The 22,358-nt window shown below is 66.0% G+C and carries 2 protein-coding genes; one reads left to right on the top strand and one right to left on the bottom strand.

From position 1 onward, the window contains the following. Positions 1 to 257 (top strand): hypothetical protein (locus ACFX59_RS05215; RefSeq protein ID WP_387430256.1); only part of this gene is annotated, 257 nt, incomplete at its 5' end. A 1,218-nt stretch (positions 258 to 1,475) separates the two neighbouring features. Here the strand turns inward: ACFX59_RS05215 and ACFX59_RS05210 are convergent. Continuing rightward, complete coding sequence (locus tag ACFX59_RS05210; protein WP_387430254.1) at positions 1,476 to 22,304, bottom strand: cadherin domain-containing protein; 20,829 nt, start codon at positions 22,302 to 22,304, stop codon at positions 1,476 to 1,478. Positions 22,305 to 22,358: the final 54 nt, after the last annotated feature.

Here is a 22,358-nt window from a genome sequence, read left to right as displayed (position 1 = left end):
TGCTTCACCTGCGCTCTTGCGCGACAACACCGGTCGGTCTCTGGTTGCCGCTGGTTGAAAGACTGGGGTCACGTCAATACTGGCCCGCAGCTATGGCGCTGCTCATCGAGGCCGGACAGATGACAGCATCCGACTACGTGCCGATCTACCCCGATTTACCGCTTGCATCCGAAGGGGCGTCCACAGAGGCCGTTCCGTTTTTCACCACCGATAGGCGTTCAAGCCCCCTACCTCATCATATAAACGAACGGGCATAAACCCCGACGGCTGTTCCAAAGCGGACGAACCGCTTTCCACCAGCTTCTCCTTGACGAATGGCAATTAGCGGGCTCATATCTTCATGCACGCGGGTACAGGCCGTGTGTACAAACCGATGGGCAAGCAACCCACGAAAACCGCAGAAATCCATGCTTTTCATGCTGGATTAACGCCTCCCGTAGGGGTCACCATTTCCAAGGCAAGAGCGGCAGATAACTGCGCTTTTTGCGGACATGGTGCGATTAGCGACATCGTCTGGTCCATTTAAAACAATCTGACCGCGATGGCTCGAAGCTCGCCCCTCATCGATCGAAATTTCTCGCTTAGGGGCATGCCATTGCGTCTCACATTCCAGCGCTAGCCATGTTCGAGAACAGGTTGATCCTGACCGAATTATGCCACTCGGCCTGAAGGTTGTTATGCACCTGCGGCGAGGGCGGCAGCCTGGTTCATCATGATGCAGTCCGGCAAGCTTCAACGTAGCGCTTATAGTCTTCGACGAGGCGGCGAAGCGGGTTGCCGATGCAAATCACCGCTCGCCCCAACCTTATGGCAGACGGACAAAGCCGCGCTATAAGGACAGCCAGCAGATAACCCGACGAGGTGACGGCCATGTGGATCTTCGAGGTCTTCTTCGGCTTGGCCCCGGCCATCAACCAGACCTTCGTTGTTACACCGTTACCCAAGTGGCAGATCGTTGGGCATCCGCCGCCACGCGGCGATTGTCTTCACGATGCTGCAAAGCACGTTGAACACCTCACACAGGTCGTGACTCCTGCTGGCCGACATCCTTGTGTAAAATAGCGGGCACGGCACATTCGGCGGCCATTCTCGCCGCATATGTCAGAGGGATATGGCTTGTGACAAACGCCTATCCCATCATGGATGAGCAGCAATCCCCGCAACTCCACACCAGCCTCTATTTCGCGGCTCTCCTCGCCCCGATTGTTCGGCTTCGAGCGATTGAACAGCTTCGCCAATCCTGCGATCCTGGCCCCAGAATATCCGTATCCCGGATAAGGATCCCTGAAGCGCTCGCCAGCCTCGTCCCGCACATCGCACCACAGGATGCCTAGGCGGCCGAAGTTTTCGTCGGAACAGCGGTGGTGCCGCGCATCGCATCATAGAGTCGATCGACGCCCGGCACACGACCGCTGACGAACGTCACGGTGAATTGCCGAGGCTTCGGACGGCTGGCGCAGCAACAGGCATTCGATTTATCCCGCAAGTGTCAAGGATGCGATCTGATGCAGGTGACTGCTATCGCTATAGAAGGTGTATTCGTTGCCGTTCTGAACCACGTTCCCGCCCATCGTCAGGGTGTCGTTCCCGTCCGTATGCAACGTCAAATGAGAACTATTGCCTGCACCAGCCAGAGCACGAATGAAATCCGCATCCACGGTCAGGTTCGCGCTGACATTGTTCTGCGTGAACGATATCTCTTCCACATGGCTTAGCACGGAGGTGAGATCGGTGTTCGTGACTGAACCGCTTCCGGGCGCAAGCGTCACCATGTCGTTCCCCGCCCCGCCGTCGATCGAAATTCCTCCCGACAGGCTGAGGACGAACTGGTCGTCATAATCCGTCCCGATGACCCGCTCGATACCGTTCAGCGTGTCGCCATTGGCGGCTCCGCTCGTACCGACACCCTGCCCCGACCCCATGCCGAGCGTCATCCCGATGCCGGTCGTGGCATCGGCGTAACTGACGGTATCGGTACCGGTACCGCCGATCAGCGTGTCGCCCCCGCCATGACCGTTCAGCACATCGTCCCCGGGTCCAGCATCGATGACGTTGCTACCGCTGCTGCCGAGTAGGACGTCGTTGTACAACGATCCGTTTATGTTCTCGATCCCCGCGAGCACGTCGCCCTGGGCATCGCCGCCGACCCCCGGTGTTCCGTCCAGATAGACCGTCACGCCCGCGGACGACTGGCCATAATCCACTTGGTCGCTGCCATCTCCGCCATCGAGCCGGTCCGCGCCGACACCGCCGATCAGGATATCGTTTCCGCCCAAACCGGAAAGGCTGTCGTTGCCGACGCCGCCATTCAGGAAATCGTCGCCGCTGGTGCCGACGACCACCTCACCTTGCACGTCACGCACGGTGACATGGGCATGCTGGATCGTCACCAGCGTGCCGTCCGACACCAGCACATCGACGTCATAAATGTTGTTGCCATCAGCGTCACTGGGCGCCTCGAAGTCGGGGGCGTTACGGAAACTGATCGCCCCCGTGGCGGAGTCCACATTGAAGAGCGCGCCGTCATTGCCGCCGCCCACCGCGTAAATCAACGACGCGCCCTCTGGATCACGCGCCTGGATCGTTCCGACCACAAGCTGGTTCTCGTCGATCGTGAAATCGCCGGAGGTGATGACCGGAGCCTCGTTGACGTCGGTGACGGCAACGCGGATCATCTGGCTGGTGGTTAGCGTGCCGTCCGATACGGACACCTGCACTTCGTTCAGATGGCTGCCGGTCTCATAATCCGGCGCGGTCTTGTACGATAGAACGCCGGTGGACGAGATCGAGAACAGCGACCGATCCGCCCCGCCCGTGATGGAATATTGCAGCGCATGCCCCTCGGGATCGCGCGCCGCGATCGTCATGACCGTGGTGCCGTTCTCCGCCACGCTCGCGCTGTTGGGCGAGGTGATTACAGGCGCTTCGTCCACGTCGGTGACGTTGACCGTCAGCGTCTGCGTCGTCGCCAGCGAGCCATCGGAGGCGAGCACCTTTACCTCGTAGCTATGCTGGCCGGCATCGTAATCGGGAGCGGTGCGGAAGCTGAGCACGCCGGTACGCGAGTCGATGGCGAAGACATTGGCGTCCGCGCCGCCTGCGATGGCGTAGACCAGCTGCGCACCCGCATCGGGATCATGCGCGACGATCGTCGTCACCGCCGTCTGGTTTTCCGCCACCGTCACCGTCGCGGTCGGGGTCAGCACAGGCGCTTCATTGACGTTTGTAATCGCCACATCGAAGGTCTGCGTCGCATTCAGCGTGCCATCGGACGCCGCGATGGTGACCTGATAATGGGCCGCTCCGACGGTTTCATAGTCCTGTGGCGACACCAGCGACAAGGCGCCTGTCCGGCTGTCGATCGTGAACAGGGCGGAATTACCGCCATTGACGATCGAATAGCTGACCGCGCCATGCTCTGGATCGACGGCCAGGATCGTCCCGACCGCCGTGCTGTTTTCCGGCACGCTGAGCGCTGCGCCCGTCACGAAAGCGGGAGCCTCGTTGATATCGGTCACAGTCACGGTGACCGCCTTGTCGCTGAAGAGCCCGGTCTGGTCCGTCGCACGCAACACGACCTGATACTGATTATCGCGATTCGCATCGGAGGGGGTGTCGTAATCCGGTGCCGCGACGAAGCGCAAAGCTCCCGTGCTGCTGTCGATCGTAAAGCGTGCCGCATCCGCTCCACTCGCGATCGACCAGCTGATCGTATCGCCCGCATTGGGATCGGTTGCGGTGGCCGTCGCGACACTGGTCCCATTCTCGGCGATCGTGAACGTCGCTGGCGAGGTGATCGTCGGCGGCCGCTGATCGCGCACCACGTCGATGGTCATCGCCTGTGTGGTGACATTGGTGCCGTCACTGGCCGAAACGACGATGTCATAGCGGTTGTTGCCGCCCACGTCCGTCGGGTGATCGAAATCGGGCGCCGCGATGAACCGCAACACGCCCGTCGTCGGGTCGATCGTGAACCGTGCCTCGTCGGTGCCGGACAGGCCATAGCGCAGCGTCTGTCCTTCCGGGTCCGTACCAGCCACGGTGGCGACCGCCGTCGTACCTTCCACCACGGTTGCCGCCGTGGCGGAGGTGATCTGGGGCGCCTCGTTCACATTGGTTACCGTCACCGCTAGGTTCTGCGTCACGACGTTGGTGCCGTCGCTCGCCGACAGCGTCAGATTGTAGACATTGTCGCGGCCCGCATCACGCGGTGCCTCAAAGTCGGGCGCGGTACGGAAGGTGATCGCGCCGGTCTGCGTATCGATCGCGAACAATGCCGCGTCGGTGCCGCCCAGCGAATAGGTAAGGACCGCGCCCGCATCGGGGTCGCTGGCATGCGCCACCTGCACCGCCGTGCCGTTCTCCACCATCGATACCGTCGTCGGTGTCGTGAACACCGGCGCTTCGTTGACGTCGCCGACATTGAAGGTCAGCGCCCGCGTCTGCGACAGACCGTGCGAGTCCGTCACGGTCAGCGTCAGGCTGCGGGTCGCCGCCTGCTCATAGTCGAGGCTGACGCCGTCCTTCAGGCGTACGGTATTGCCATCCACCATGAAAAGCGCCGCATCCGTACCGCCCAGCGTATAGGTCAGCGTATCCCCGGCATCGGGATCGCTGGCCACGAACGTCGCCACCGTCGCCGCGACCTGGTTCTCCATCACCGTGCCGACGCCGCTCAGCGTCAGCGACGGGGCCTCGTTGACGTTGGTTATCGTCACCGCCACGTTCTGCGTCACGACGTTGGTGCCGTCGCTCGCCGACACCGTCAGGTTGTACACATTGTCGCGGCCCGCATCCTGCGGTGCCTCAAAGTCGGGCGCGGTGCTGAAGGTGATCGCACCGGTCTGCGCATCGATCGCGAACAATGCCGCGTCGGTGCCGCCCAGCGCATAGGTGACGACCGCGCCCGCATCGGGGTCACTGGCATGCGCCACCTGCACCGCCGTGCCGTTCTCCGCCATCGATACCGTCGTCGGTGTCGTGAACACCGGCGCTTCGTTGACGTCGCCGACATTGAAGGTCAGCGTCCGCATCTGCGACAGGCCGTGCGAGTCCGCCACGGTCAGCGTCAGGCTGCGGGTCGCCGCCTGCTCATAGTCGAGGCTGACGCCGTCCTTCAGCCGTACGGTATTGCCGTCCACCACGAAAAGCGCCGCATCGGCACCGCCCAGCGTGTAGGTCAGCGTATCGCCGGCATCGGGATCGCTCGCGACGAAGGTCGCCACCGTCGCCGCGACCTGGTTCTCCATCACCGTGCCGACGCCGCTCAGCGTCAGCGACGGCGCCTCGTTGACGTTGGTGACGGTGACGGCAAGGTTCTGCGTGGTGACGTTGGTGCCGTCCGTCGCCGAGACCGTCAGGTTATAGACATTGTCGCTGCCCGCATCCTGCGGTGCCTCAAAGTCGGACGCGGTGCGGAAGGTGATCGCGCCGGTCTGCGCATCGATCGCGAACAATGCCGCGTCGGTGCCGCCCAGCAAATAGGTGACGACCGCGCCCGCATCGGGGTCGCTGGCATGCGCCACCTGCACCGCCGTGCCGTTCTCCGCCGTCGATACCGTCGTCGGTGTCGTGAACACCGGCGCTTCGTTGACGTCGCCGACATTGAAGGTCAGCGCCCGCATCTGCGACAGACCGTGCGAGTCCGTCACGGTCAGCGTCAGGCTGTGGGTTGCCGCCTGCTCATAGTCGAGGCTGACGCCGTCCTTCAGGCGTACGGTATTGCCGTCCACCATGAAAAGCGCCGCATCCGCACCGCCCAGCGTATAGGTCAGCGTATCCCCGGCATCGGGGTCGCTGGCCACGAACGTCGCCACCGTCGCCGCGACCTGGTTCTCCATCACCGTGCCGGCGCCGCTCAGCGTCAGCGACGGGGCCTCGTTGATATTGGTGAGGGTCACGGCCAGGTTCTGCGTCACGACGTTGGTGCCGTCGCTCGCCGACACCGTCAGGTTGTAGACATTGTCGCCGCCCGCATCACGCGGGACCTCGAAATCGGGCGCGGTGCGGAAGGTCAACGCCCCCGTGGTGGGGTTGATCGTGAAGAGATTGGCATCGGCACCGCCCGCGATCGCCCAGTTCAGCGTCGTGCCCGCATCAGGATCGCTGGCGGTCAGCGTTCCCACTACCGTTCCGTTCTCCGCCATCGAGAGGGTCGCTGGCGAGGTGATGACGGGCGCTTCGTTGACGTTGGTGACGGCGATGGTCACCGTCTGGATATGGGTCGATCCGTCCGCATCGGTCGCGGTCACCTGGACGTTGCGGGTCGCCCCCGCTTCGTAATCCAGCGACGCCCCGTTGGCGAGGACGATGGTGTTCCCCGACACCGTGAAGGACGCCGCATCGGGACCCCCGGTGATCGCATAGGTCGCGCTGTTGCCGTCCGCCATCGCCAGCGTAGCGGCGACGGTGCCGGCGGCGCTGTTCTCGGCGATGGTGCCGGTCGGCGTGATCGTCATCCCCGCAATCAACCGCGCCGCGCTTAGCGTGCCGTCGTCGAACCGGAACTTCTCGACATTGGTGACGGTGTCGTTTCCGTCCGGCCCGTTGATCGTATAGGTCTGTGTCGTGCTCGAATAGGTGACCGTATAGGCGGAACGATTGCCCGAATAGACCGCCGTATCGATGCCGCCGCCGCCATCGATCACGTCGTCGCCCGCACCGCCCCGGATGACATCGTCGCCGCCGACGGCGTTGGTGGCCCCGGCCCCACCGACTTGAACGAGGATGTTGTCGAAGCCCCAGCTTTCATCGCTGATGGGGGAATTGGCGTTGCTGCCGAAACCGATGCGAACGGATGTATCCCCCGCCGCGATCGGCGCATTCACCGTCAATTGGTAGATCGTATCGTTGGCTGTGTCACCGCCCCAGCCGGCGGAATAAATCCGCGTGGTCGCGCCACTGCTCAACGTCGCGGTCACCCCCGCATTGGGCAAAACCGTGGCCGTCGACGTGATCGTCGCGACGACCTTGCCGTTGACATAGACCGAGAGATTGTCACCTCCGTCAAGCGAGTCGATCCGAAGCGCGTCGAAGGTCAGCGTTACCTGCTGAGCACCGCCGCTATTGATCGCGAAGGTCTTCGAAATCTGTTCGGTAACGATCGCATTGTTACCCGATCCGCCCAGCGGCCCCAGATAATTGCCGCTACCATCCACGGCGGCAGTGACCGTCGCGCCGGTCCAGCCATTGAGACCGCCTTCGAACGTCTCGACCGGCGCAAGCGATGTCAGTGGCAGCGAGTCTCCATACAGGCGATCGTCGCCCGCACCACCGTCGATCATGTCATTGCCGGTGCCGCCGATGATGGAGTCGTCCCCATCGCCGCCATCGATCCGATCGTTGCCGGTGCCACCGATGATGGAGTCGTCTCCATCGCCGCCATCGATCTGGTCGTTGCCGAACCCACCATCGATGACGTCGCCGCCGCCGCCGCCCGATAGCGTGTCGTCGCCGCCAGCGTTGGCGAAAACGACCTTGTCCACCAGCAGGCCGTTACCATTGGTGGTAAATTCGATCTTGTCGCTGCCCCCCGTACCGGTGACGAGATAGGCGAAGCTCTGCCAGCCATTGGCGGCCACGACGGAATTAATCGTATCGATGATCGTGCCGTTGAACAGCACATTGATCGATCCGGCGGAGCCTCCGTTCCAGTTTCCCAGATCGAACTTCAGGATATAGGTTTCACCGGCGGTCGTCGTGACGTTCTGCCAAACGTCAGCGACTTGACCTGACTGAAGGCGCATCGCCTGGTTCTGCGGCGTTCCATCGGAATTGGTATAGTTGCTGAATATATCGATCCTTCCGATCGGACTGGTCCAGCCCGTCGCAGCGGTAGCCGTAAAGGACGTGGCGGAATGACCCGCCGCGCCCGTATAGGCTTCGAAACTTCCATTCACCAACAGATTGGCCGGGTTCCCAAAGGTGATCAGGTTCCGTAGATCGGCAGAGGTCGCCCCGTCGCCATAGATGGTGTCGTATCCATCGCCGCCGGCGATCGTGTCATTGCCCAGCCCACCCGTCAGGACATTGGCGTTGCCGTCACCGGTCAGCGTATCATTGCCGACCGACCCGGTGACATTCTCGATGTTTACCAGCGTGTCACCCTGCGCATCCCCGCCCAGGACAGCGCCCGTGGCGAGGTTCACAGTGACCGGCGCCGTCGACCCGGCATAGGACGCGGTGTCGGAGCCCGCCCCGCCGTCCAGCCGGTCCGCGCCGATGCCACCGATCAGGACATCGTCCCCCGCACCGCCGGAAAGCGTATCGTTGCCCAGCCCGCCGTCCAGCACGTTGTTACCGGCATCGCCGGTCAGCGTGTCGGCATAATCGGTGCCGGTCAGGTTTTCGATCGCCGACAGCGTGTCGGTCACCAGGCCGGAACCTTCCAGCCCCTTGGTCTGCATCGCGAGTTGCTGAATTTCCGCCTGGGTCAGTGCGGAGTTGAAGACGGCAAAATCGTCCATCTTCCCATCGAGCGGGCGAGCGCTCGAATAATCCCGACCGATATAGTTGTCATTGTAGGTGGTGTTCGTCAGCTTGGCCCCGGTATCCGCGCTGGCGACCACATCCCCGTTCAGGTAGATCGTCAAGCGGCCCGCCTGATAGGTGACAGCCACGTCGTACCAATTGCCTGCGGCGGTAAGACCGCCGCCCGTCTGCGCCCCGTAGATGGCGCCCGTCACACCGTCACGAATTTCATAGTACAGCCCCCCCGACGTGGTGCGGCTGAGAAAGATCTGGCCGGCGGAATTGGTGGAGTTGCTGATCCCGAAGCGGAATATTCCCTCGTTCGAGCCAGCAGGCTGATCGAAATTGACCTTGGTAGCGATCGTGAAGCTATCACCGAAGGTCAGCGCGCCGACCCTTGCATTGCTGTTGCCGTTCCCCGCGAAATCGACCGCCTTGCCGCCATGATCGTCGGCGACCCAGTTGGCGTTGCTCAGCACGATGCTCTGCGTCCCGCCAATCGCGGTGGCGGTATTGCCCGATCCTTCCGAAAAGCTCCAGCCGGCGATCAGGCTGGCATTGGCATAGGGCGTTGCCGCGCCGGGCGTGCCCGCATCGCCGCCAGAGGCGACGCCCGTCGCGAGGCTCGCGTTCACGCCGGAGCTGGACCCCGCCCAACTCGCGGTATCGGTGCCCCTGCCACCAATGAGGGCGTCCGCTCCCGTGCCGCCGATCAGGATGTCGTCCCCATCGCCGCCGAACAGCACGTCGTTGCCGCCGCCGCCGACCAGCGTGTCGTTGCCCGACGCGCCGTCCAGCGCATTCACGCCGCCATCACCCGCCAGATAGTCGGCGAAGTTGGACCCGATCAGGTTTTCGACATTCGTAATCTGATCGTTATTGGCCCAGCCACCCGATGCCTTGGTCGCCCCATTGCTGTTGGCGCCCAGATCGACCGTTACGCCGCCCCAGCTATTCGTTTCGATATAGGTCAGCGTGTCGATGCCCGCCCCGCCATCGATGCTGTTCGCATTGCTGTTCCCATAGATTAGGTCGTTGCCCGCGCCAGCCTGGAACCCATAAAGTTCCCGCCACCCCTTCAGAATGTCGCTGTATGCGGAACCTACCAGGATTTCGAAGTTACTCGTGATGTCCGCGCCGGCGCCGACGGTATTGCGCGGCAAATATTGCCAGACATTATTCAACCACCCGTTATAGTTCGCGACTACGATGACACCACTGGTCGCGCTGGCATAGCTCAGCGTGTCGGTGCCTGCACCGCCATCGAGCGTATCGTCGCCCGCACCGCCGTCGATCACGTCGTTGCCTGCGTCGCCGCTGATCTTGTTGTTATTCGCATCGCCGGTCAGCGTGTCGTTGAACGTCGATCCGAGCAGGCTTTCGATACCGGTCAACGTGTCGCCAGTGGCATAGCCGCCGGATGCGCTTCTGGTGGTCAGGTTGATCGTAACGGCCGCATTTGACCGCAAATAATTAACCAGATCATTGCCCGCGCCGCCATCGAAGACGTCATTCCCCGCGCCTGCGACCATGACGTCGTCGCCCGCGCCGCCTGTCAGCATGCCGCCCGAATCAGTAGCGTAGAGATAATCGTTGAACGCCGAACCAATGACGTTCTGGATATTGACCAGCGTGTCGCCCTCCGCATCGCCACCGACACCCTGACCGGCATTGGCATAGGTGCCGTTGACCAGACTCAGATTAACCGAAACCGCCGCACCCGATGCGGAATAATCGGCCGTGTTGCTGCCCGCGCCGCCGTCCAGCGTATCGGCGCCGCCCAAGCCCGCCAACACGTCGTTGCCGTCGCCACCCAGCAGGGCGTTGGCGTTGGCGTCGCCGGTCAGCGTGTCGTCAAAGGCGGAGCCGGTGACATTCTCAACATTCTGGATCAGGTCGCCCTGCGCGTCGCCGCCCAGATTGACGTTGGTGGTCAGGTTGACGGTGACACCCGTCAGCGAGGCAACATAGGTAATGGTATCGGTCCCGTCGCCGCCGTCGATCGTGTCGTCCCCGCCCAGCCCCACGAGCGTGTCGTTGCCCGCACCGCCGCGCAAGACGTTGTTGCCGCTATTGCCGGTCAGCATGTCGTCAAGCGCCGAGCCGGTCAGGTTCTCGATCCCGGTCAGCACGTCGCCGGACGCATCCCCCGTGGAGCTTTGCGCCGTCGCCACCCTCAGATCGACGGTCACGCCCGCGCCGGACCCGGCATAGCTCGCCGTGTCGCTGCCCGTGCCGCCGTCGAGCGTATCCGCGTCTGCGCCGCCCTCCAGAACGTCGTCGCCCGCGCCGCCGGTCAGCGTGTTCGCACCCGCATTGCCGGTCAGGATGTCCGCTTGCGCCGAACCGAGGATATTCTCGAAATTGCTCAGGATATCGCCCGATGCGTCCCCGCCCGACAGCTGCGCCGTGGTCAGGTTCAGGTTGACCGTGACGCCTTGCGCCGAATTGGCGTAGGACACGGTGTCGATGCCGTCCCCGCCATCGAGCGTGTCCGCGCCGCCCAGCCCCTCGATGATATCGTTGCCGGCAAAGCCCTTGATGATGTTGACGCCGCCGGTGCCGGTCAATGTGTCGGCGTTACCGGAGGCGTAGATGCCTTCGAGCCCGGTATAGGTATCGCCCTGCGCATAGCCGCCCGACCCGACACCTGTGGTGAGGTTCACGGTCACGCCGCCGTTGCTGTACGTATAGTTGACGAAATCTAAGCCGGCGCCACCGTCGATCTGATCGGCACCAACATTGGCGACCAGATTGTCGTCGCCGCCGCCGCCCTGCAACTTTCCTCCGCCTGCGGACGCGGCGAGAATGTCGTTATAGGCCGATCCGATCAGGTTCTGAATGTTGGCCAGCGTGTCGCCCTCGGCATCGCCGCCACGCCCCACCACACTGGTGACCATCCCCAACGGGGTCGCGATCTGAAGATTACCCAGCGTGACATAGACCGCCGCACCCGAGGCGCTGTAGTCGGCGGTGTTGCTGCCCGCGCCACCATCCAGCACGTCCGCGCCGCCTAGGCCCGCCAGCACATCGTCTCCGCCGCCGCCCTTGAGCAGGTTGACGCCCGCCGTGCCGGTCAGCACGTCGTTGCCGCTGCCGCCGGTGACGTTCTCGATCGCGATCAGCGTATCGCCATCGGCGTCGCCGCCCGACCCCGTGCCGGCCGTCAGGTTGATGGTGACGCCATTGGCCGACGCGCTGTAATCCGCCATGTCGGTGCCGTCGCCACCGTCCAGCACGTCCGCACCGCCCAGGCCCGCCAGCACGTCGTCGCCCGCGCCGCCGCGCAGGATGTTGCCGCCGCCATCGCCGGTCAGCGTATCGGCATAGGCCGTGCCGATGACGTTCTCGACATTGGTGATGACGTCGCCCTGCGCATCGCCGCCCGATGCCGTCTGCGTCGCCAGATCGACCGTTATGCCCGCCGTCGAGCCGGAATAGTCGATGGTATCATTGTCGGCGCCGCCGTCGATCGTGTCAGCCCCGGCGCCTGCAACCAGCGTGTCGTTGCCCGCGCCGCCCATCAGCGTGCTGCCCGTCGCCGCCGCCGTCAGCCGGTCGGCATAGGCCGAGCCCAGCACCTTCTCGAACCCGCTGAGGATATCGCCCGACGCATCCCCTGCGGACACCTGCGCGGTGGCCAGGCCCATATCGACGGTGACACCGACACCCGACCGGGCATAGGACACCGTGTCGATGCCAGCGCCGCCGTCGAGCATATCGGCGCCACCAAGCCCCTCGATCACGTCGTCGCCAGCGGCGCCACGGATATCGTTGCTGCCCGATGTGCCCGTCAGCGTGTCAGCGAAATTCGAGCCGTACAGAGCCTCGATCGCGATCAGCGTGTCGCCCGCCGCATAGCCGCCGCTGGCGGTGCCGAGCGAGAGGTCGATCACCACCCCTGCCGTGGAGAGCGAATAATTCGCGGTGTCGCTGCCGTCACCGCCGTCCAGCACGTCCGCGCCGACGGCCGCCAACAGAACGTCATTCCCACCGCCAGCGGACAGACGGCCACCTGACGCCCCTGCGATCAGATAGTCGCTGAACGCGGTGCCGATGACGTTCCGGATATTGCGCAGCGTGTCGCCCTGCGCATCGCCGCCCTGCCCCGAACCGGCCGTGATCGCACCGCCCGTCAGCTGGTTGGCGGTGATCGTCGCAGTCGACAGGTTGACCTGAACACCCGCCACAGACGCCGAATAGTCCGCCGTGTTGCTGCCAGTGCCGCCATCCAGCACGTCCGCACCGCCCAGGCCGGCCAGCACGTCGTCGCCGGCACCACCCATCAGCACGTTGGCGCCCGCGTCGCCGGTCAGCGTGTCGGCGTAGCGCGATCCGGTCAGGTTCTCGATATCGACCAGCACGTCGCCGGTGGCCTCGCCCGCGCTGCCCTGACCCGATGCAAGGCTGACCGCCACGCCCGCCGTCGCATTGGCATAGCTCGCGGTATCGTTGCCCGCGCCGCCGTCCAGCACGTCCGCGCCCACGCCGCCTTCCAGCATGTCATCGCCCGCGCCGCCAACGAGCATGTTGGCACCGCTGTCGCCGGTCAGCATGTCGGCGAAATCGGAGCCGACGACCTGCTCGATCGATACCAGCGTGTCGCCCTGGGCATCGCCGCCGCTATTGGTTCCCGTCGCCAGATTGACCGTCACCCCGGCGCTCGAGCGGGCGTAATCGGCGATGTCCGTGCCGCTGCCGCCGTCCAGCGTGTCGCTACCCGCGCCCGACACCAGCCGGTCGTCGCCCGCGCCGCCGGTCAGCCGACCGCCCGCCGCCGCCGCGGTCAGCACGTCGCCATAGGCCGAGCCGATCGCATTCTCGATCGAGACCAGCGTATCGCCCTGCGCGTCGCCGCCCTGCGCCGTCCCGGCAAGCAGATCGACCGTCACGCCCGCACCCGATGCGCTATAGTCCGCCGTGTCGTTGCCGTCACCGCCGTCCAGCACGTCCGCGCCGCCCAGGCCCGCCAGCACGTCGTCGCCAGCACCGCCGGTCAGCCGGTTCGACCCCGCATCGCCGGTCAACGTATCGGCCATCGACGAGCCGACCAGATTCTCGATGCGGACCAGGGTGTCGCCCTGCGCATCGCCGCCGATGCCCGTGCCGCTGGTCAGATCGACGGTCACCGCCGCCGCCGACCCGGCGTAGTTCGCCGTATCGCTCCCGGACCCGCCGTCCAGCACGTCGGCACCAGCTCCACCGGTGAGCAGATCGTCGCCCGCGCCACCGATCAGCGTGTTGGCATTGCCGTCGCCCATCAGCACGTCGTCGCCCGCCGAACCGATGACCCGCTCGATCGAGGTCAGCGTGTCGCCATCGGCATCGCCGCCCCGGCCGGTACCTGCGGCCAGATCGACCGTCACCGCCCCCGTGGAGGCGGAATAGTCCGCCGTATCGACGCCGCTGCCGCCGTCCATGACGTCCGCGCCGCCGCTGCCGACCAGCAGGTCGTCGCCCTCGCCACCGCGCAGCACGTCGGTGCCCACATCGCCTCTGAGCACATCCGCGCCGGCATTGCCGTCCAGCGTCGATCCCGTTGCCGCCGCCGACAGGCTGTCGTCATAGGCCGAGCCGACGACCCGTTCGATGCTGGAGAAGCTGTCCCCGGTCGCGTCGCCGCCGCTCGCGGTGCCGGTTTGCAGGTCGATCGTCACCCCGGCGCCCGAGGTCGCATAATCGATCGTGTCGAAGCCGTCGCCGCCGCGCAGCACGTCCGCGCCGACACCGCCCCGCAGGACGTCGTCGCCGATGCCGCCGTCCAGCACGTCATTGCCCGCACCGCCGTCCAGCATGTCGTTGCCCGCACCGCCGGTCAGCGTGTTGGCGGCGCCATTGCCGGTGATCGTGTCCGCCTGCGCGGTGCCGATCACATTCTCGACATCGCGCAGCACGTCGCCTTCGGCGTACCCGCCATGCCCGACCGATCCGTCCAGTCCGACGACGATGCCAGCGGCGGAGCCGGAATAATCGACGGCGTCGTTACCGTCGCCACCCGACAGCGTGTCCGCCCCGTTGCTGCCGACCAGGATATCGTCGCCCGCGCCGCCCAGCAGCGTCTCGGCACCGGCGGCGCCGACCAGCCGGTCGTTGAAGGTGGAACCAATGACCTTTTCGATCGAGATCAGGCGATCGCCCGCCGCATCGCCACCAGCCCCGGTGCCGGTCGACAGGTCTACGGTCACGCCGGCGCCCGAGGCGCTATAGTCCGCCGTATCGAATCCGTTGCCACCGTCCAGCACGTCGGCACCGCCCAGACCCGCCAGCACGTCGTCGCCAGCACCGCCCGTAAGGGTGTTCGCACCGCTGGTGCCGGTCAGCGTATCGGCCATTGCCGAGCCGGTGACATTCTCGAAATTCGCGATCTGGTCGCCGCTCGCGTCGCCACCGCTCGCCGTGTTGGTCGTCAAATTGACCGTCACGCCGCTCTGCGACGTCGCATAATCGAGCGTGTCGATCCCGTCGCCGCCATCGAGCTGGTCCGCCCCGCCCCCGCCGCGGATGACGTCGTTGCCAGCCCCGCCCAGCAGCGTATTGGCCCCGGCCGTGCCGCTCAGAACGTCGTCGAACCCGCTGCCGACCACCGCCTCGACGCTGCGCAGCACGTCTCCGGCCGCATAGCCCCCGCTCGCCGTCCCCGCAGCAAGGTCCACCGTCACCGCCGCAGTGGAGCGCGAATAGTCGACCGTGTCGGTGCCCGAACCGCCGTCGAAGCTCTCCGCCCCCGCACCCGCCTCCAGCCGGTCGTCGCCACCCTGGCCAGACAGGACATGCGCATTGGCGTCGCCGACGAAGACATCGCCCTGGTTGCTGCCGATCGCGGCCTCGATGCCCGAGAAGCTGTCGCCCTCCGCATCGCCGCCCTGGCCCGTACCGCTCGCAAGATCCAGCGTCACGCCCTGCGTCGACGCGCTGTAGTCGATCGTGTCGAAGCCCACGCCGCCTTCCAGCGTGTCAGCCCCTGCGCCGCCGACCAGCACATCGTCGCCCGCGCCCCCCGCCAGATGGTTGATGCCCGCATCACCGGTCAGCCGATCGGCAAAGGCCGAGCCGGTGACATCCTCGACGCCGGAGATGCGATCCCCCGTCGCGTCGCCGCCCGTACCCGTGCCGGTCGCCAGACTGACGCTGACCCCCGCACTGGAAGCGGAATAATCGATGCGATCGCTCCCCGCACCGCCGTCGATGGTATCCCCACCGGCCCCGGCATAGATCACGTCGTTACCGGCACCCGCGACGATCACCGACCCCGCTGCCGCCGTGCGGATCACGTCATCATGCGCAGATCCGATCGCATCCTCGATCGACACCAGCACGTCGCCCGTCGCATCGCCGCCGCTTGCCGTTCCCGCCGCAAGGTCGAGCGTCACGCCAGCGGACGAGGCGGAATAATCCACCGTGTCGCTGCCGTCGCCCCCATCCAGCACGTCCGCGCCGCCCAGGCCCGCCAGCACGTCGTCGCCCATTCCGCCGCGCAGCACGTTCGCGCCGCTGGAGCCCGACAACACGTCGTTGCCGCTGCCGCCGGTGACGTTCTCGAACCCGCTGATCTGATCGCCCTGCGCATCGCCGCCCGCTGTCGCGCCGGTGGCCAGGTTGACCGTCACCCCCTGTGCGGAAGTGGTATAATCGAGCGTATCGTTGCCGACGCCGCCGTCGAGCACGTCTGCCCCTGCGCCGCCGCGGATGACGTCATTGCCCGCTCCACCCGACAGCCTGTTGATGCCTGACGCGCCGACCAGCACATCGTCATGGGCGCTGCCCACCACGGCTTCGATGCCCGACAGCGTGTCGCCCTCGGCATCGCCGCCCAGCGCCGTGCCGGACGACAAATCGACCGACACGCCCGCTCCGGAGGCCGAATAATCCGCGGTGTCGACCCCGTCACCGCCCTGCAGCGTGTCGGCACCGGCGCCACCGACCAGGGTGTCGTCGCCCGAACCGCCGCGCAGCACGTCATTGCCCGCTCCGCCGTCAAGCCGATCGCTACCCGCTCCGCCCGACAGCGTGTTCGCCGCGGCATCGCCGATCAGCACGTCATCATTGTCGGACCCGGTCAGATTCTCGATCGAGATCAGGACGTCGCCCTCGGCATCGCCGCCATGGCCGACACCGGTGCCAAGGTCGACGCGCACGCCATCGGCCGATTGCGCATAGCTGGCGGTGTCGCGGCCATCGCCGCCGTCCAGCACGTCCGCGCCTGCGGCGCCGGTCAGCACGTCGTCGCCCGCGCCGCCCTGCAACGTGTCGGCCGCGTCCGATCCGGTCAGCGTGTCGTTGAACGTCGACCCGACGATCCGCTCGATGCTGTCCAGCACGTCGCCCTGCGCATCGCCGCCGCTGTTGACGCCGGTCGTCAGGTTGATCGTCACCGCCGCGCTCGACGCGCTATAGTCGGCGGCGTCGATGCCCGCACCGCCCTGCAGATCGTCCGCCCCCGCGCCGCCGATCAGCACGTCGTCGCCGGCGCCGCCAACCAGCGTATTGGCCCCGGCATTGCCGGTCAGCACATCGCCATAGGCGCTGCCCAGGACGGCTTCGATGCCGCTCAGCCGGTCGCTCTCGGCATCGCCACCCCGGCCGGTACCCGCCGACAGATCGACCGTCACCCCCGCACCCGATGCGCGATAGTCCGCAGTGTCGAAGCCCGCGCCGCCCTGCAGGCTATCCGCCCCGGCGCCCCCCACCAGAAAGTCGTCGCCCGAACCGCCGATCAGGGTGTCCGCGCCCGCACCGCCGGTGACGACGTCGTCGCCCGCGCCACCGTCGATGACCGCGCCGCCGTCCCCGCCGGTCAGCACGTCGTCATGGGCCGATCCGATCAGGCTTTCGATGCTGGTCAGCGTATCGCCGGTCGCATCGCCGCCATCCGCGCGGCCCGCCTTCAGGTCGACGGTCACGCCCGCCGCGGAATTGGCGAAGCTCGCGGTATCGATACCGGCGCCGCCATCCAGCCGATCAGCGCCCGCGCCCGCGATCAGCACGTCGTTGCCGGCCCCGCCGGTCAGGCTGCTGCCCGACGCTGCCGCGCGGAGCCGATCGGCGAAGGCGGTGCCGATGACATTCTCGATCCCGCTCAGTCGATCGCCTTCGGCATCGCCATATTGCGCGAAGCCGGTCGTCAGGTCGACCGCAACGCCGGCGGACGAGGCGGCATAATCGGCCGTATCGATGCCGTCGCCACCCACCAGCGTGTCGGCGCCCGCCCCGCCGGTCAGCAGGTCGTCCCCCGCCCCGCCGGTCAGGACATTGGCGCCGCCATCGCCGGTCAGCACGTCATTGCCCGCCGACCCGGTCAGGTTCTCGATGCCCGACAGCGTGTCGCCTTCGGCGTCGCCGCCATGGGCAAGGCCCGTCGCCAGGTTCACTCGAACCGCCGCCGCGGACGTGGCATAGTCCGCAGTGTCGCTGCCGCTGCCGCCGGTCAGCACGTCGGCGCCCTCGCCACCGACCAGATCGTCGTCGCCCTCGCCGCCGGTCAGCGTGTCCGCGCCAGCGCCGCCCATCAGACGGTCGTCGCCGCTGCCGCCCGACAGGATATCGTCGCCGTCGTTGCCGATCAGCTCGTCGGCACCCGCCCCGCCGTCGATCGTATCGGCCCCGGCCGTGCCGGTGATGCGATCGTCGAAAGAGGAGCCGATGACATGTTCGATCGAAACGAGCCGGTCGCCCTGCGCGTCACCGCCGCTGCCGACCGAGCCGTCCATGGCCATCGTGATGCCCGCGCCCGAATCGGCATAGCTGGCGGTATCGAAGCCCGCGCCGCCGTCCAGCGTGTCGGCACCCCCGCCGCCGGACAGCATATCGTCTCCCGCACCGCCCTCCAGCGTCTCGTCCGCGGCGCTGCCCTTCACCATATCGTTGAAGTCGGTGCCGACGACATGCTCGATCGAAATCAGCGTATCGCCGCCCGCCAGTCCGCCGGCGCCCGTCCCCGCTTGCAGGTCGACGGTGATCGCGGCGGAGGACGCATGATAGTCCGCGGTATCGAACCCGGCACCGCCATCCATCACGTCCGCGCCCAGCGAGCCTGACAGGATATCGTCGCCGCCACCGCCGTGCAGTTCGTCCGCGCGGTCCGAACCGCGCAGGCGATCATTCCATGCCGAACCGACCAGTGCCTCGATACTGTCATAGGCGTCACCCTCGGCGTCGCCGCCATGGTTGGCGTCACCGTCCAGCCCGATGTCGACCGCGCTCGTCGAGTCCGAATAATCCGCCGTGTCAAAGCCCGCGCCACCGATCAGCTGGTCGGCCCCGCCACGCCCGGTCAGCACGTCGTCGCCCTTGCCGCCGGTCAGCGTGTTGGCACCGCCATCGCCGCCCAGGTGATCGTCCAGGTCGGACCCGATCAGATTCTCGATGCCCGACAATGTGTCGCCCTGCGCACTGCCGCCCTGCCCGACGCTGCCGTCCAGAGAGACGGACACGCCCGCCGTCGAGCCGGAAAAATCCGCCGTGTCGATGCCGCCGCCGCCGACCATCTGGTCGGCGCCCGCGCCGCCGACGAACCGGTTGTTCTGGTCGTCGCCGATCAGGACGTCGTCGAACGCGGAACCGATGATGTCCTCGATCCCGCTCAGGCGATCGCCCTCGGCGTCCCCGCCATGCCCCTGCCCCGTCGACAGGTCGACCGTCACCCCGGCGCTGGAGGCGGAATAATCGGCGATATCCTCGCCCGCCCCGCCTTCCAGCGTGTCGGCGCCCGCGCCGCCCACCAAGACGTCGTCGCCACCACCGCCCGCCAGGTCGTTCGCCCCCGCGTTACCGACCAGCAGATCGTCATATCGACCGCCCAACACACGCTCGATGTTGATCAGCCGGTCGCCCATCGCTTCGCCAGTGGAGGCACGGCCGTCCAGATAGACGTTCACGCCGGCCGAGGCGTCCGAATAATCGGCGGTGTCGAACCCGTCGCCTCCGTCCAGCACGTCGGCACCCAGGCCGCCGACCAGCATGTCGTCGCCCGTTCCGCCGACCAGCACGTCGTCTCCGGCGCTGCCCTTCAGCACATCGTCGAACGCGGAACCATGCACCTCCTCGATGCCGGTCAGCATATCCCCATCGGCATCGCCGCCATGGGACACGGACCCGTCGAGCGCGACCTGCACGCCCGCCGCGCTGTTCGCATAGTCGGCGATGTCATGGCCCGCGCCGCCGTCGAGCGTATCGGCGCCCGCGCCGCCCACCAGCACGTCGTCACCGGCCCCGCCGCTCAGGCGGTTCGCGCCCGCGTCGCCGGTCAGAACGTCGTTGAAGACGGAACCCGTGACATTCTCGACGTTGCGCAACCTGTCGCCGTCGGCGTCGCCGCCCACACCGGCCGTTCCGTCGAGATAAGCCGTCACGCCCGCGCGCGAGCCGCTATAGTCGGCGGTATCCACCCCGTCGCCGCCGTCCAGCACATCCGCACCGCCCGCACCGACGAGATTGTCGTTGCCCGCGCCGCCGATCAGCGTGTTGGCCGTGTCGTCACCGGTCAGCACGTCATCGAAGGCAGAGCCTTCAAGCCCCTCGATCGAGACGAACGTGTCGCCCACCGCATCGCCCGTCATCGGCGATCCGCTGAGCGATGCCTGCACGCCAGACGCCGCACCGGCGTAACTGGCGATGTCGAAACCGTCGCCGCCCTTCAGCGTATCGGCCCCGGCCCCGCCTTCCAGGATGTCGTCGCCCTTGCCGCCGCTCAGAATATTGTCGGCGGCATCGCCGACCAGGCGATCGTTCAGGTCCGAGCCGACCAGGATTTCGATATTGGCATAGGTATCGCCCTCGGCATCGCCGCCATGGCTGACCCGCCCGTCGAGATAGACGCTTACGCCGACCTTGCTATCGGCAAAGCTGACGGTGTCGATGCCAGCACCGCCGTCGACATGGTCCGCCCCGGCCCCGCCGGTCAGCACATTGTCGCCCGCATCGCCGTATAGATTGTCGTCGAACGCGGACCCGACCAGATTCTCGATTCCCGACAGCTTGTCGCCGTCCGCGTCGCCGCCCCTGCCCGGCGTGCCGTCCAGATAGGCCGTAACGCCCGCGCTCGCGGTGGCGTAGCTCGCGGTATCGATACCATCACCGCCGGTCAGCGTGTCGGCACCGCCGCCACCGACCAGCAGGTCATCGCCCTTACCGCCCTCCAGCGTGTCGTTGGCCGCCGCGCCATAGAGGGCGTCGTTGCGATCCGAGCCGATGACATGCTCGACGTTGACGATCATGTCACCCTCGGCATCGCCGCCATGGCTGGCGGTGCCGTCAAGGTGGATTTCCAACCCCTTGGTCTTATCGGCGGGCGGGGTCTTCTCGTTGGCGAAGGCATCGGCATAGGACACGGTGTCGAAACCGCCGCCGCCATCGATCTTGTCCGCGCCCTCGCCGCCCTTCAGCACGTTGTCGGCGTCGCTGCCGGTCAGCGTGTCGTCGAACGCGGTGCCGATGACATTCTCCACCGACGCGTAGCTGTCGCCCTCGGCATAGCCGCCCTTGCCGGTCCCCGCCTTCAGGTCGACCGTCACCGCGGCGTTCGACATGGTGTAGCTGACCGTGTCGGTGCCGCCGTTGCCATCGATCTGGTCCGCGCCCGCGCCCGCGACGATCAGGTCGTTGCCGTCGCCCGCGTTGACGATATTGCCCGGCGGGTTCGAAAACAGCACATAGATCGGCGCGCCCGTGACTGGATCGACCGCCTTCATGTCGGCTTCGCCGGACACCATGTGGATGCCGAAATGCGTCGAAACGTCGACGGAATAGGTGTAATCGGCTCCCCCCGTGGACAGGCCCAGCGCGATCGGCAGAAAGAATTCGTTCTGGAATCCGCTGGACGCCACCGGCGTACCGAGTTTCGGCAGAACGTAGGTCAGCTGAACGTCGAAGGTGAAGTGCGTTTCCGTCGACGGATAGGTCACGGTCGCGCCCGTCGCATCGACGCCCGAGGTGACGACCTTGATATTGCCCTGGTCGATCGAGATGACCCAGCCCTTGTCGGTCTTGGTCGCGTTCTGGACCGAATAGCCGTCCGGCAGGGTGGGAACGAGCACTTGCTGCAGGGCGAGACTGCCCGCCGGCACCATCGCCTCGACATGCAGGGTGCGCGAGCTGGTGCCGGACGGCGCCTGCGCCGCACTGTCCACGACGATCACGTCGTCGCTGCCGGTTCCCGAAATCGTCTCCCGCGCCGATTGCGCTCCATAGGATTTGTCGGTGGACGAACTGGCCCCGCCCGTCGATCCGGTGATGTGGTTCGCCCCGCTCTCCGACGTCGTCTTGACGCCCTCCTGATTGTACAGGGTGAAGGTCAGCGTCGGCACGAGCTTGCCCAGCCCTATGCCCGTTCCCTTGTCGACAGTGTCCTTGGATTGTGAAGTGCCAGCCGGGTTGCCGCTGCTGGGTGGGGGCGAGGAAGACGCGTTGGTATCGCTGATCTTCTGCGTCAGCCGTTGGCGATCCTCGTCCGACTTGTGTTGCTGCTGCTGCTTCTGGACTTCGGCCTGCTGGATCTGGGTGGCATCCTGTGGCTGGATCTGGGACTGAGCCTGAGCCTGAGCCTGCGCCTGATCCTCTTTGGTGGCGGACGGTTCCTTGCGCGGCTTTGCGGCCTTCTCATCGGCCTGATCCGATGAGAGGCTGACGTTGATCAGCGCGCTCTTCTCGTTGATCTCGCCGACGGTGTTGATGACCTGCGCGGATGTGATCGTCTTATCGTTGAAGACCAAGGTCGGCGTTTGCCCGGAGAAGGTCGCTAGGGCCATGCCGGGAATGACGACCCGGCTACCATCGGCAAACACCAGGATGAGATCGACATCGGCGATCTGGGCCGTGAACGACGCATAGGGAATTCCCAAAAGCGCCTTTCCATCGGGGCCCATTTGTACGACCTTCAAGGCATCCAGGGACGG

Origin of the sequence: Sphingomonas sp. NCPPB 2930 (assembly GCF_042867205.1) — a bacterium.
Lineage (GTDB): Bacteria > Pseudomonadota > Alphaproteobacteria > Sphingomonadales > Sphingomonadaceae > Sphingomonas.
Note: the sequence above shows the minus strand (reverse complement) of the source record. Positions and strands in the feature narration are given on the sequence as shown.